Below are 13,961 nucleotides of genomic sequence, written 5' to 3' on the forward strand. Positions count from 1 at the left end.
CCGATCAAGCCTTCAGCGCGGGCATTGCGACACGGCTAGAAATAGCCGTCGGAGGCGGCCGTGGCTTCTTTCGGGATCTCGACGCCGTCGACCAGGATCTTGTCGACCAGTTCGTGATGGAAGCAGACCAGGCCCTTGATGCGCTCCGCCTCATGCACCGGCTCGGGATAGTACCAGACGAGGTTCTCGTGGCGCTTCTTGCCCGTCGTCACGTGATAGTAGTTGGAGATGCCCTTGTAGGGGCAGCGCGAGATGTAGCGGCTGGGCGCGAACATATCGAGCCGCGTGTCGGAGATCGGCAGATAATGGCGTACCGGATGGCCGGTCTCGAACAGGAACACGCCGCGCCGTGAATCGGCGACCTGCTCGCCGTCCAGGATGACCTGCACCCGCCGTGAGGACGGCAGGCAGTCGACCCGCCGGAACGGGTCGCGGGCGTGGACGAAGATCTCCTCGTCCTCCTCATACCAATGCGTCATCTTGGGCCAGTAGAAGGACATGTAGTCCGCGATCGGTGGGCAGCCCTTGACCGGGTCGAGATAGCGCCAGGCGGCATCCTCGACCAGCGTGATGCCGGTGTTGAGCGAGTAGTGCGTGGCCAGGCCCTTGAACGGATCTTCCGTCGTCGTCCTGCTCGGCAGCAGGAATTCCTCGCGCACGTCGCTCATCGGGAAATAGTAGACCGGCAGGTGATCGGATTCGTAGAACACCAGCGCCCTGGTCGTGTCGGCGACGATCATCGATCCCACTTGCACGCGCAGCCGCTTCTGCATCGGCATGGTGAAGGCGACGTAGCCGGGCTCGAACTCATACTGCACGATCGTGTCGAGCAAGGGAAAATGCGGCCCGCGGCCGCGCAAATGAGGCTTGCGAATGGTAGTCTCCCGTTTCTTTTCTTTTGTCATAGAGTGCTGGCGCAAAGCGAGATGGACCTGGATTGAGTCGTCTCGGAGTGGGTTTCCGGGCGGCGGGCTTCTCCTGAGTCGAGCGGCTCGAACGATGGCCCCCCATCGCCCTTCGCAGCCCCGCTGGCGGATAGCCTCGCCGCCCGAAAGCAGAAATTGTCCATCCAGCCTCTATCCCAGCGACACCCGGTCGAGCAGCAGGCCGGCGGCGATCGGCGGCAGCCCGCTGACATTCTTGCGCACCGGCACCAGGAGGTCGGGGAAATAGCTGAAGATGACAGGCGTCTCGTCGAGCAGCAGCTTCTGGATGTCTGACGCCGCCGCCCGCTGCGCGCCGATGTCGAGCGCCTTGAGATAGGAATTGACCATGCCGTCATAGGCGGCGCTCTTGAAATGCGCCGCATTCCACGGGCCGTCGCTGACCAGCGGGCTTTTCAGGAAGACGTTCGGCACGCTGCGATGGGCGTAGTCGGTGATGCCGAGCGGGCTGTCCAGCCAGTCCGATTGACCGAACACCGCCTTGCCGTAATATTTGTCCTGGTCCTCGATGTTGAGCGAGACGCGCGCGCCGATCTCCTTGGCGAAGTTCTGGAACAGCTGCGCGTAGCCGGGAATGTCGGAGTAGCGCAGCGTCGTCAGCGTGATGTCGAAGCCGCTGCCGAGGCCCACGGCTTCCATAAGCTGCTTGGCCTTGGCGATGTCCTGGGCGCGCTGCGGCACCGTTCTGTCGGTCGCGGGGAAGGCCGCCGCAAACGGGCTGTCATTGCCGGTCGCCGCCATCCCGCGGCACAGCCCATCCACCAGCTTGGAACGGTCGATGCACAGCGCCAGCGCCTGGCGCACGCGCTTGTCGGTGAAAGGCGCCATGTCGCAGCGCATGTGGAGCTGGCGGTGCGCGGTCGAGGCGACGCGCAGCACGGTGATGTCGGGGCTGTTCAGCACCACTTGGCTGACATCGAGCGGAACGGCGTCGAGAATGTCCACTTCGCCGGCCTGCAGCGCCAGGATGCGCGGCTGGACATCGCCGTAGAATTTGAACTCGAGCCGGTCGGGCAACGCCTTCTCGCCCCAATAATCGGGGTTGCGGATGAAGGTAGCGCCGACTTTCGGCGTGTAGCTCTCCAGCCGGAACGGGCCGGTGCCTTCAAAGGTCTTTTCGTAGTCGCCCTTGTAGCTCGCCGGCAGGATGACGGCATTGTAGTTGTCGATCGACACCGAATAGGGAAAGCTGCCGTTCGGCACGTCGAGATGGAAGGCGACGGTGTGGTCGTCGACCTTGCGGGTGCCGCCCTTCGACAGCAGGCCCTTGAACACCGAAAGCGCGTTCGAGGCCCCGTCCGGGTCGGCCAGCCGGTCGAAGGTCGCGACGACGTCGTCGGCCTTGAAGTCCTCGCCATTGTGGAATTTCACGCCCTTGCGCAGCTTGAACGTCCAGACGCTGCCGTCCTCGTTCGGCGACCAGCTTTCCGCCAGCACCGGCTTCAGCGTGAGGTCCGGCTGTGTGACGCAGAGGAATTCGGCGGTCTGGAAAACCAGCTGGTAGCTGCCGCTGTCGTAGTAGGTGACGGGATCGATGGCCCCGCCTGGCGGCGCCACGCCGGCGCGCACCGTGCCGCCCGGTTTGCCTTCGGCGCGGGCTTCTTGCGTGCCGAGACCGGCGGCGGCGACAAGGCTGCCCAAGAACGGCAGCGAAAGGCCGAGAACGCTGCCATGGCGCAGGAAATCGCGCCGGTCGAGCCGGCCGGCCAGCAATTCGTCGACAGCGGAATTTTCGATTGCAGTGAGATTCCGGCGGGCGATGTCGATCCTCTCGAAATGCTTCGGCATGGCTGCAATCCTCGCTTGTCTTGGGGCAGGCCATCTAGTTCATCGTTGACCGCGAGCGGAAAGCGATATTTTTTGATAGGGGCCATCGGAATTTTCGATGCGGAGAGCCAAGGCATGGACACCGAAAACCTGCGCAGTTTCCTGGAGATTGCCGAGCATGGCAGCTTCACCGTCGCGGCCAATCGGCTGAACCTTGCCCAGTCCACCGTCAGTGCGCGGATAAGAGTGCTGGAGGAGCAGTTGGGGCGACGGCTTTTCATCCGCGACCGCGATGGCATCACGCTGACGCCGGCCGGCCGCCAGTTCCTGCCGCATGCGTCCGCCATCACCCGCACCTGGGAGCAATCGAGGCAGGACATCGCCGTTCCCGATGGCTATGAAACACTGCTCCGGCTGACCGCGCCCGCCTATCTGTGGGAGCGCATCACTTCGCCATGGGTCGAATGGATGCGCGCCGAGCGGCCGAACGTTGCGTTACGGCTCGAGGGCAGTTTTCCCGATCTGGCGATCGACCAACTGGCCGAAGGCCTGCTCGACATCTGCATCCTCTATCTGCCGCGGCCGCATCCCGGAATCGTTTACGAAACGCTGGCCGTCGATCAGGTCGTGCTTGTCCAGCATGCCGCGCAGACGAAGCCATGGACCGAGAACTACATACTGATGGACTGGGGGCTCGAATTCCGCATCGAGCATGATCGGGCGTTTGCCGGCATGGTCAAGCCGGCCATTTCGGCCGGCCTGGTCTTCATCGGTTTGCAGCACGTGCTGTCGCAGCAAGCCGCCGCCTATCTGCCGCTCAGCGCCGTCAGCGGCCATATCGAGCGCGGCGAAATGAAACGCGTCGCGAACACGCCCGTGTTCCAGCGGCCGATCTATCTTGCCTATCCCAGCAATCCGGCGTCGTCGGATGTGCTCGACGTGGCCTTGGCGGGATTGCGGGCACTGACGAGGGATTGGGCCGGCGAGCAGGGCTTTGCCGAGGGCGACCGGTCCTTCAGCATGGCCGGCCATCCGTGAAGGGCAGGGGCCGTATGTTCGGCTACGCCGGCTCGGTATCGACCGCTGCCGGCCTCTGCAGCCTGGCGAGTTCCACATAGGGAATATGGCAACGGATCGAGTGTCCGGGGCGCGCCTCGGCCAGCGGCGGTTCCTGTTGTTCGCAGATCGGGCCGATCTTGCGTGGGCAGCGCGTGTGGAAGACACAGCCCGGCGGCGGATTGGTGGCGCTGGGGATTTCGCCGTCGAGACGGATGCGCGCCGTCTCGGTCTGGTCGAGCCTGGGCACGGCCGACAGCAGCGCTTCGGTGTAGGGATGATGCGGGCCGGAGAAAACGTCCTCCGACGGCCCAAGCTCCATGATGCGGCCGAGATAGAGCACGGCGATTTTGTCGGAGAGGTAGCGCACCACGCCAAGATCATGCGAGATGAAGATGTAGCTGACGTCTTCCTTCGCTTGCAGATCGGCGAGCAGGTTCAGGATCGCGGCCTGCACCGACACGTCGAGCGCCGAGGTCGGCTCGTCGCACACGACGATGCGTGGATCGCCGGCGAAGGCGCGCGCTATGGCAACGCGCTGTTTCAGTCCGCCCGACAGCTGGCGCGGCTTCACGGCCAGATGCCGGTCGGTCAGCCGCACCGAGCGGACGAGGTCGTCGAGGCGGGCCTTGAGCGCCTTGCCGCTCAAGCCCGCCAGCCGCTTCAGCGCGCGGCCGATCAGATGCCTTATCGAATGCGACCGGTTGAGTGCGGAGTCCGGATTCTGGAAGACGATCTGCATCGCCTTGACCTGGTCGTCGCTGCGGTCCCCCAGCCGCGGCGCCAGCGCCTTGCCCTCGAGCTCGATGCTGCCGCCGTCGTCGGGCGGCACGAGGCCGAGCAGCAGCCTGGCGAAAGTGGTCTTGCCGCTGCCGGACTCGCCGACCAGCCCGAGCGTTTCGCCCGGCCTGAGATCGAGCGACACGTCCTTCACCGCGCGCAGCGAATGGCCATGGCTGGCAAAGGTCTTGTTCAGCCCGGCGACCCGCAATACCGGCGTGGCTGCGGCTTTCGGCGCGGCGGGCGCGTCGCTGGGCGTCGTGCGCGGGAGGGATTGCGCCTTCTCGTGATAGTGACAGCGCGACAGCCGGCCGCCCAGCTCGTAGAGCGGCGGCAACTCGTTGCGGCAGCGGTCTGTAGCGAGAGCGCAGCGGTCGGCGAAGGGGCAGCCCTTGATGTCGGCCCCGATGCCGGGCAAAAAGCCCGGGATGGTGTCGAGGCGGCCCTGGTCCTTGCGCTGGCCGCCGCGCGGCAGGCAGCGCAGCAGCGCTACCGTATAGGGATGGCGCGGATCGTTGAAGACGGCCTCCGTCGGCCCTTCCTCGACCAGCATGCCGGCATAGAGCACGCCGACGCGATCGCACATGTTGGAGACGACGGCGAGATTGTGGCTGATGAACAGGATCGAGGCCGACAATTCTTGCCGCAGCTGCGCGATCAGGTCGAGCACCTCGGCTTCGACGGTCGCGTCGAGGCCGGTCGTCGGCTCATCCAGGATCAGCATCGAAGGATCGTTGGCCAGCGCCATGGCGATCGCCACGCGCTGCTGCATGCCGCCGGAAAGCTGGTGCGGATAGCGTTGCATGACGCTGGCCGGATCGGAGATCCGCACCCGGTTGAGCATGGCGATTGCGCGATCCTCGGCTGCCTGCCCCGTTTTGCCCCCAAGCTCGAAGATCTCGGTCAGCTGGCGACCGATGCGGATCGACGGGTTGAGCGCCTTGCCGGGGTCCTGATAGACCATGGAGACGCTTTCGGCGCGCATTTGCCTGAGCGCCTCGGCATCGAGCTTCATGACGTCCTGGCCGTCGAGCGAGATCGCGCCGCCTGATATCGAACCGTTTCGCGGCAGGTAGCGCACGACGGAAAGGGCGACTGTGGATTTGCCGCAGCCGGATTCGCCGACCAGCCCATAGGCCTCGCCTTGGCCGATGGTGAGACTGAGATTGCGCAGCACCGCCCGGTTTCGGCCCGAAACACGATAAGCGACCGACAGGTCGTCGAGGTCGAGTGCGTTCTGGGCCTTGGCCTTCCGGGTCTTGGAGGGTTCAGTCATTGAAGGCTCCATGCACGCCGTCGGCCGCCAGATTGACGCCGATCACCAGCGAGGCGATGGCGAGCGCGTCGAACAGCACGGTCCACCAGAAGCCGCCGCCGATCATGCCGTAATTGCTGGAAATCGAGAGCCCCCAGTCCGGCGACGGCGGCTGGATGCCGAAGCCCATGAAGGAAAGCGTGGCAACCGCGAAAATGGCATAACCAAGCCGCACGGTCGTTTCAACCAGGATCGGCGGAATGACGTTGGGCAGGATCTCGACGAACATCGTATGCAGCGCACTCTCATGCCTGAGCTGGGCCGCGGCGACATAGTCGAGCTCGCGCTCAGCCAGCACCGCCGAGCGCACGGTGCGCGCGATGATCGGCGCGAAGCTCAGGCCGATGACCACGATGACGGTGGTCTTGGACGTGCCGAGCGCCACGATGGCGAGCAGCGCCACGATCACCACCGGGATTGCCATGAAGGCTTCCAGGATGCGGCTGACGACATCGTCGACGATACCGCGGAAGTAACCGGTGAGCAGCCCGAGCGCCGTGCCGGCCACCGTCGCCAGCAATGTCGCCAGCGGCGCCACGGTCAGGATGTCGCGCGAGCCGACGATGACGCGCGAGAAGACGTCGCGGCCGATCTGGTCGGTGCCGAACCAGTGTTCGGCCGAAGGCGGCGCCAGCGCGTTGATGATGTCGTCGGCGAGCGGATCGTAGGGCGCGAAATGTTCGCCGAACAGCGCACAGGCGACCCAGAACAGCACGATGGTGATGCCGACGAGGAAGGTGCCGGAGCGAAGCAGCGAGGACAAAACCTCCGCCAGGGGGCTGCGCTGGCGGGTGTCGTCCTGTCTGGCGGGACTGGTCTGGACGGCGCTCATTGTTCTGACCCCAGCCGGATGCGTGGATTGAGCACGGAATAGAGGAAGTCGGCCACAAGGGTGGCCACGGCATACACGATGCCGATGGTCAGGATGCCTGATTCCAGCATCGGGAAATCCTTGCCGCGCGCAGCGGTGAAGATCAGCGAGCCGATACCCTGGTAGCGGAACAGCGTCTCGATCACCACGAGGCCGCCGATGAGATAGCCGGTCTGGGTGGCAATGACGGTGATGGTGGGCAGCAGCGCATTGCGCAGCACATGGCGCCAGATCACCGTGCGCCAGGGCAGGCCCTTGAGCACCGCGGTTCGCGTATAGTCGGAATCGAGCGCCTCGATCATGCCCGAGCGCGCCATGCGCGCGATATAGCCGAACAGCACCAGGAACAGCGGCAGCGCCGGCAGGATCAGGTAGTAAAGCTGCGTGAAGAAACCGGCATCACGCGGCCATGCCGCCGAGATCGGCAGCCAGCGCAGCCAGACACCGAAGATCAGGATCAGGATGATGCCGGTGACGAACTCCGGCAGCACCGTCACCGACAGGCCGCCAAGGCTGATGATGCGGTCGAGCGGCCGGTTGAGGTTGAGGGCCGCGACGACGCCGCCAAGGATGCCGATTGGCACCACCAGCACGAAGGCGACCGCCGCCAGCTTCATCGAATTGCCCAGCGCATCGATGACGAAGGGGGCGACCGGCGAGCGGAAGATGTAGGACGTGCCCATGTCGCCCTGGACGAAGTTTGAAATCCAGCTCCAGTACTGGGCAAGCAGTGGCCGGTCGACGCCGAGCGAATGGTTGAGCGCATCGACGGCGCGCTGGTCGGCGAACGGCCCCAATATGGCGCGCCCGACATTGCCTGGAAGCACCTGTCCGCCCAGAAAGACCATGATGCTGAGCAGGAACAGCGTGACGAGCGAAAGCGAGACGCGCCGGACAAGGAAGGAGAGAATGGCTAACACTCCCTGAGTAGCCAGCTCCCGTCAGGAAGCTGGCTGTTATAGGATTGGCTTTCCCTTCCGCTCAGGCCTTCGACGCCTTTTCCAGGAACAGCTGCGACATCGCGGTCGGCTGCACGCCGGCCACGCCCTTCGCCGTCGCCGTCAGATAGTCGTAGAAATAGCCGAAGATGACCGGCGTCTCCTCGAGCAGAAGTTTCTGGATCTTGCCTGCCGTCGCCTTCTGCGCTTCGAGATCGAGGGCCGCGATATAGCTGGTCGCCAGCGCGTCGTAGTCCTTGTTCTTGAAGTGCGCCGCGTTCCACGTGCCTTCGCTCTTCAGCGGGGCGGCAAGATAGACGTTCGGCACGCCGCGGTGGCCGTAGTCGGTGATGCCCATTTCCGAGTCCAGCCAGTTCGATTTGCCGAACACGGCGTCGCCGTAGTAGGCGCTCTGGTCGAGGATGTTGAGCTCGAGCTCGATGCCGATTTCCTTGACCCAGTTCTGGATGAGCTGGGCGTATTCGGGGATTTCGAGATAGCGCTCGGTGGTCAGCGTCATCTTGAAGCCCTTGCCCGCGCCCGCCGCCTCCATGAGCTGCTTGGCCTGCGCGATGTCCTGCTTGCGCTGCGGCACGCTCGCATCGGTCGAGGGATAAACCGGGGCGAACGGGCTGTCGTTGCCGGCCACGGCGCGCCCCTTCATCAGGCCCGCGACTAGCTTGTCGCGGTCCAGGCTGAGCGCGATGGCGCGGCGCACGCGCGCATCCTTCATCGGCCCGTCGTCGCAGCGCAGGTGCAGTTGCTGGTGCGCCGACGATTTCAAGCTGATGATGTCGATGTTGGGATCGTTGAGCAGCGCCACGCCAGACAGGACAGGCATCTGGTTGATGATGTCGACCTGCCCGCCCTGCAGCGCCAGGATCATTGGCTGCATGTCGGCAAAGAACGTGAATTCGGTGCGTTCCGGCAGCGCCTTCTCGCCCCAGTAGCCTTCGTTGCGGACGAAGGAAGCGCCGACCTTCGGCGTGTATTTGTCGATCTTGAACGGCCCGGTGCCGTCGAAGCTCTTTTCGTAGTCGCCCTTGTAGCTCGCCGGCACGATGACGGCGTTGTAATTATCGGACGACACCATGTAGGGAAAGTTGCCGTTCGGGGCGTCGAGGTGGAATTCCACCGTGTAGTCGTCGACCTTCTTGCTGGCGCCCTTCGACAGGATACCGGTGAACACCGACAATGCGTTGGACGAGTTGGCCGGGTCGGCGATCCGGTCGATGCTGGCCACCACGTCGTCGGCCTTCATTTCGCCGCCTGAGTGGAACTTCACGCCCTTGCGCAGCTTGAAAGTCCACACCGAGCCGTTGTCGTTCGGCTTCCAGCTTTCAGCCAGCGCCGGCTTGAGCACGAGATCGGGGCCGTCGACGCAGAGGAACTCCGCGACTTGCTGCATGATCAGCAGGCCGCCGGCATCGGCGATGGTGACAGGGTCGATCGTCGCCGCCGGCACGCTGCTTGCGACGCGGATCGTGGCGCCTGGCGCGCCTTGCGCCCGGGCGAGCGACGGCATGGCACCGAGGCCCGCGGCCGTGGTGATGCCGCCCAGCAGCGGCAGCGACAGGCCGAGCAGGCTGCCATGGCGGATGAAGTCGCGGCGGCTGACACGGCCGTCGACGAGACCGTCGATGAGGTGATTTTCGAGCGGCGAGCGATTGCGCCGGATGAGGTCGAGAATGCGATAATTCTTGCTCATGGGTTTGACCCTTTCCCCTGTTTCTTATGGTTGACGAAAATTCGCGACTATACCGTTTCCGGTCGCCAGAGGCCTGTAGACCGGGACTGTAGCACGCGGTTTTGTCCGGTCCATCCAGTCCTTGGCGCGGACGTGCCGGTTTCTGGGCTGCACTGCTTCCTCTAGTCCGTGGCCACCCTTTCCGACCGGGATCGCGGCGGCTGGCTTCTGCTGTTGTGGCCGGCCGCCCTCATCTAGTTCAGCGGCAAACGACGGTAAGTTCCGGGCTTTGCCGGATCGTGATATTTGTTGCAGGGCCCGTTCTCGGCGAAGTTGCGATGGCAGGCAGCGAGCCGTTCTCGCGACAATGTGATGCCGAGACCGGGCCCCTCCGGCACAGGCACGACATTATTCCTCGGGCAAAACGGTCCTTCCTCGGTGATGTCGGTCGGTTGCATGCGAAACAGCGACTGGTTCGGTTCCCGTATCCAGCCGAGCGCCGCGCATAGATGCAGGTAGGCGGCGCTGCCGATGCCGCTGTCGCCGCTGTAGCACCAGAAATCGATGCCGGCGTGCTCGCAGGCGCCGACGAAGCGCAGCATGCGGCCGATGCCGCCATGCGCGGTTGGATTGCCGACGAAGGCGTCGGGCACCTTGAGGTCCATGGCGCGGGCGATGTCGATGTTGTGGGTCGAGAACGGGATCGAGCAATGGCGCCTGAGTTCGCGCATCTCCTCGATCGTCGCCACTGGATCCTCCCAATTGCGCACGCTAAGCTCTTCCAGCGGCCGTGCCAGTCGCCGGGCGGTGCTGAGCGAATAGGCCTGGTTGGAATCGATGCGGATCATCGCATCGTCGCCGAGCTTCCTGCGGATCAATTCGATCATCTTCAGCGAGATTTTTGGATCCTGCGTCGAGAACTTCCCTTCGAAGAAGGTCGTTCCGTGGGTCTCATGAAGCTCGACGCAGTAGTCGGCGACTTCCTCCGGCGTCGTCTCGCCTTTCACCCTTGGCCCGTCGCCGCGCAGCGAAAAGTAATCGGTGAACGGGATCTCCTTGCGCACGGCGCCGCCGAGCAGTTGGTAGAGCGGCTGGTTCCACACCTTGCCGCGCAGGTCCCAGAGCGCCATCTCGATCGCGCCGAAGGCCATGATGCGGGCGCGGTCGTTGATCGACTGCACGCCGGTCCAGTAGGGGAGGCAGACATGCTCGGCGCCCGCGATGTCGAAGGCGTCGCGGCCCACGAGCCGCGGTGCCAGGATGTCGTTGATGATCGCGGCTGCTGCCGGCGTCGGTGCTTCGCCGAGGCCGATCAGGCCATCTTCGGTCTCCACTTCGACAATGGTCGGCGAGAAGCCGTCGAGTTCACCGAACACCCAGGCATAAGGCGCCTCGAGCCTGAGGTTGATCGGCGTCGCCTTGATGCCGCGGATTTTCACCGGCCGACCTCGAAGAAGGGCTTGCCGAGAAGATCCGGGACGACGTCGATGCCGAGGCCCGGACCATCCGGAACGCCCATGCGGCTGCCGGTGACCGGCGGCTTGTTCGACGCCGTGCGCACCGTCACCCATTCGTGGAACGCGATGGCGTGCAGGCGGCGCTCCTGCGGCGTCGACAGCGACAGATGCGCCATGGCTGCCGTGTCGATCTCGGCGCCGCCGGTATCCTCGACGGTGATCATGAAGCCGAGGTCGACGGCGACATCGCGGATCAGCCGGGTCCTGCCGACGCCGCCGAGCCGCGAGATCTTCAGCGTCAGCCCGTCGGCCGCGCCTCGGCGATGGATTTCCAGCATGTCCTCGAGCGAGGTGACGGATTCGTCGAGCACCATCGGCTTGTCGAGCATGCGGCGCACCGACATGTTTTCCTCGATCGTCGTGCAGGGTTGCTCGAATGTGTAATCGATCGAGCGCGTCGCATCGGCGAACTGGCGCGCCTGGTAGGGCGTCCAGCCGGCATTGGCGTCGCAGAAGATGACAGTGTCTTTCGGCACTGAGGCGGCGACCGCCGTGACGCGTTCGATGTCGTCGCGGACGTTGCCGCCGACCTTGACCTGCAGCCGGTGGAAGCCGTCCTGGACGATGCGCTGCGCAAGGGCGGCCATGGCATCGACGCTGCCATGGGTGACGACCTTGTAAAGCTCGGCCGTATCGCTCTCCTTGCCGCCCAGCATCGTCACCAGCGGCACGTCGGCGGCGCGCGCGGCGAGATCCCAGCAGGCCATGTCGAGCGCCGACTTGATGTAGGGATGCCCTTTGAACACGATGTCCATCAGCCGGCCGATGCCGGCGAGGCCGCGCGGGTCGTGGCCGATGAGGTGCGTGGCGATCTCCATAACGCCGGCACGGGCGCCCGCCGGGAAGGCGGCCGAATAGAAATTGCCGAGCGGCGCCATCTCGCCCCAGCCGGTGATGCCATCGTTCGAGGTGATGGCGACGATCACCGCGTCGAAGGCGTCGGCGACGCGCCCCTTCGACATGCGATAGGGGCCGTCCACGAAGGGCTGCGCGACATGGTAGGCTTTGATGGTTGCGATCTGCACGTTGATGTCCGTTGTCCGCTGGGGAAGGATCAGGCGCCTTTCGACGGGCGCCGTTCGAGAGCGCGCGCGTAGGCAAGAAGCTCTTCGAAGTCGTGGTCTATATGCTCGCGGGCGTGGCGCTGGGCAGCGCGCATGTCGTCGCCCTTGAGCAGCCGCACGTAAGTCTCGTGAACGTTCTCGGCAGGCACCGCTTCGTTGCGTGCCTGCTGGTGCAGGGCAAAATACATCTGCAACCGGCTGGTCAGCCGTTGCCATGTTTCCAAAAGAACGGAATTGTCGGCCCATTCGTGAATCAGGCCATGCAGTTGCAGCGCGGTTTCGATCTGCCTTGTGGTGTCGCGGTCGCGCGTCGCCTGCTTCACCGCCTCATGGCGCCGGTCGAGCTCATCGAAAAAGCGCCGATCGCGCAGCTCCCATGTCCGCTCGATGGCGAATTCGTCGAGCACCTTGTTGAGCGAGTAGACATCGTCGATGTCCTTGGCGGTGACATTGATGACGAAGGTGCCGGCATAGGGGATGCTGGTCAGGATGCCTTCCTGCACCAGCTCGCGCATCGCTTCGCGCAAAGGCGCGCGGCTGACGCGCATCTGCTCGGAAATCCGCAGCTCGTTGAGCTTCTGGCCCGGCTCCAACTGGCCGGTCAGGATTGCCCGTCGCAGCAGCGCCACGATCTCCGCGCGTCGGGTCGTATCCGCGATTGGACTGAAATCCGCCTTTGCCATCCCGGCCACTCCCGACGAAACAAGGGCAAGACAAGCAGATTGTCGACAATCTAACAAGGACTTTTGCGGCTTTTTTCACATGGCCGGTACTGGTCGGGCGGAGCTGCTCGCAAAAGCGGCGCCCGCGACCTGTGGGAAGGCCGGGGCGCCGCGCTGAAACCGGGCCTGCGGGGGAGTCAGGTGGCCGGTTTCTGTGGCAGTGGCGAAATCGGCATTCCAGGGCCGATCTTCTGCAGATTGCCTGTTATCACCTGGTCGCCTTCCGTGACTCCGCTCAGGATGGCCACCAGGTCGCCGCTGGTCGGCCCGGTCGAGACCAGCCGCTGGTCGACCGTGTTGCCCTTGCCGACGACGTAGAGATATTTGCCGAGCTGGCTCGAACCCAGTGCCACCTGCGGCACCATCAGCGCATCGGGCTGCTGTTTGACGTGCAGCCGGACGCGGACATATTGGCCAGGCAGCAGCGCGAACTTGGCGTTGCCGATGGTGGCGCGCGCGGTGATGGTGCCGGTCGAATGGTCGATCGTGTTGTCGATGAAGGTGAGTTCACCCTTCTGATGGGCTTCGGTCTCGCCCGGGAGCAGCACCTCGACCTCGATCGGGCCGGCGGCACGAGCTTCCTCGATCTGCGCCAGATCGCTCTCGCTCGGATTGAAGGTTACATAGATCGGGTCGAGCTGCACCAGCGTGTTGAGCACCGTGCCGGCGACGCTGACCAGCGTGCCGATCGAGGCCTGGTTACGGCCGATGCGGCCTGCGAAGGGAGCGCGAATCTCCGAATAGCTCAAATTGAGCTCGGCCGAGCGGACCGCCGCCTGGTTGAGCGCCAGCGACGCCTGCGCCTCGCGCAAGGTGCTGGTGCGCTGGTCGAAGCTGTCCTTGGCCAGATAGCCGCTCTTGGCGAGCTCGGTGCCGCGGCCGAGATTGGAGCGGGCATAGTCGAGCGTCGCTGTATCACGCTGCACCTGCGCCTTCGCCTGGTCGAGCGCCACCTGGAAGTCCTGCGGCGCGATCCTGTAGAGGAGGTCGCCTTTCCTGACGTCGGCGCCGTCTTCGGCGGCTTGCTCTTCCAGGTAGCCCGGCACTCTGGCCTGCAGCGTGACGCTGCGGATCGGTTCGGTGCGGGCGGCATAGTCGAGATAGATCGGGATCGTCTTCTTCACCACGCTGGTCACCGGCACCGGCATGACGAATGCCGCGGGAGCGGGCGTTGCCGCTCCGGCCGTGCCGGCATTGAGGCTGAGGCTGCCCATATCGAGCAGGTGAACGCTCGCCACCGAGATTGCGCCCAGCGCGACAGCGGCGCCCAAAGCGATTTTCCATTTACGCATGTTCAGTC

General features: G+C 64.6%; 11 protein-coding genes. 1 reads left to right on the top strand and 10 read right to left on the bottom strand.

The genetic code is table 11. The annotated features are described in order from the left end of the window. Positions 1-35: 35 nt before the first annotated feature. Together FJ949_RS18030 and FJ949_RS18035 are read right to left on the bottom strand one after the other, a co-directional pair. Positions 36-905 (bottom strand): DUF427 domain-containing protein, encoded by an 870-nt coding sequence (locus FJ949_RS18030; RefSeq protein WP_140497901.1) that lies wholly within the window; start codon positions 903-905, stop codon positions 36-38. A 171-nt stretch (positions 906-1,076) separates the two neighbouring features. Next, entirely contained in the window at positions 1,077-2,732 is a 1,656-nt protein-coding gene (locus FJ949_RS18035; RefSeq protein WP_140497903.1) for an ABC transporter substrate-binding protein, read from the bottom strand. A 114-nt stretch (positions 2,733-2,846) separates the two neighbouring features. Between FJ949_RS18035 and FJ949_RS18040 the strand changes: the two genes are divergently transcribed. Beyond that, positions 2,847-3,749 (top strand): LysR family transcriptional regulator, encoded by a 903-nt coding sequence (locus FJ949_RS18040; protein ID WP_140497905.1) that lies wholly within the window; start codon positions 2,847-2,849, stop codon positions 3,747-3,749. 22 nt (positions 3,750-3,771) lie between these two features. On the opposite strand, the gene FJ949_RS18045 is transcribed toward FJ949_RS18040, so the two are convergent. The 8 genes from FJ949_RS18045 to FJ949_RS18080 all read right to left on the bottom strand — a co-directional run bounded on the left by FJ949_RS18045 (position 3,772) and on the right by FJ949_RS18080 (position 13,953). Continuing rightward, positions 3,772-5,823, bottom strand: coding sequence for an ABC transporter ATP-binding protein (locus FJ949_RS18045; RefSeq protein ID WP_140497907.1), 2,052 nt, complete (start codon positions 5,821-5,823; stop codon positions 3,772-3,774). Continuing rightward, positions 5,816-6,694, bottom strand: a complete 879-nt coding sequence (locus FJ949_RS18050) for an ABC transporter permease (protein WP_140497909.1) — start codon at positions 6,692-6,694, stop codon at positions 5,816-5,818. Before FJ949_RS18050 ends, FJ949_RS18045 begins: the two co-directional genes overlap by 8 nt. Then, positions 6,691-7,644 (bottom strand): ABC transporter permease, encoded by a 954-nt coding sequence (locus FJ949_RS18055; protein WP_140498118.1) that lies wholly within the window; start codon positions 7,642-7,644, stop codon positions 6,691-6,693. Before FJ949_RS18055 ends, FJ949_RS18050 begins: the two co-directional genes overlap by 4 nt. A 70-nt stretch (positions 7,645-7,714) precedes the next feature. Beyond that, positions 7,715-9,379: an ABC transporter substrate-binding protein gene (locus FJ949_RS18060; RefSeq protein ID WP_140497911.1), complete on the bottom strand. Its 1,665-nt coding sequence runs from the start codon at positions 9,377-9,379 to the stop codon at positions 7,715-7,717. A gap of 233 nt (positions 9,380-9,612) precedes the next feature. After that, positions 9,613-10,797 carry a mandelate racemase/muconate lactonizing enzyme family protein gene (locus FJ949_RS18065; RefSeq protein WP_140497913.1) on the bottom strand — a complete coding sequence of 395 codons (1,185 nt, stop codon included), beginning with the start codon at positions 10,795-10,797 and terminating at the stop codon, positions 9,613-9,615. Further along, positions 10,794-11,900 (bottom strand): mandelate racemase/muconate lactonizing enzyme family protein, encoded by a 1,107-nt coding sequence (locus tag FJ949_RS18070; RefSeq protein WP_140497915.1) that lies wholly within the window; start codon positions 11,898-11,900, stop codon positions 10,794-10,796. The genes FJ949_RS18065 and FJ949_RS18070 overlap by 4 nt, the downstream gene beginning before the upstream one ends. A 29-nt stretch (positions 11,901-11,929) precedes the next feature. After that, positions 11,930-12,622 carry a GntR family transcriptional regulator gene (locus FJ949_RS18075; protein ID WP_140497917.1) on the bottom strand — a complete coding sequence of 231 codons (693 nt, stop codon included), beginning with the start codon at positions 12,620-12,622 and terminating at the stop codon, positions 11,930-11,932. Between the two features lie 176 nt (positions 12,623-12,798). Beyond that, positions 12,799-13,953: an efflux RND transporter periplasmic adaptor subunit gene (locus tag FJ949_RS18080; protein ID WP_140497919.1), complete on the bottom strand. Its 1,155-nt coding sequence runs from the start codon at positions 13,951-13,953 to the stop codon at positions 12,799-12,801. Between the last annotated feature and the right edge of the window lie 8 nt (positions 13,954-13,961).

This window comes from Mesorhizobium sp. B2-4-1 (genome assembly GCF_006442185.1).
In the GTDB taxonomy this organism is placed as follows: Bacteria; Pseudomonadota; Alphaproteobacteria; order Rhizobiales; family Rhizobiaceae; genus Mesorhizobium.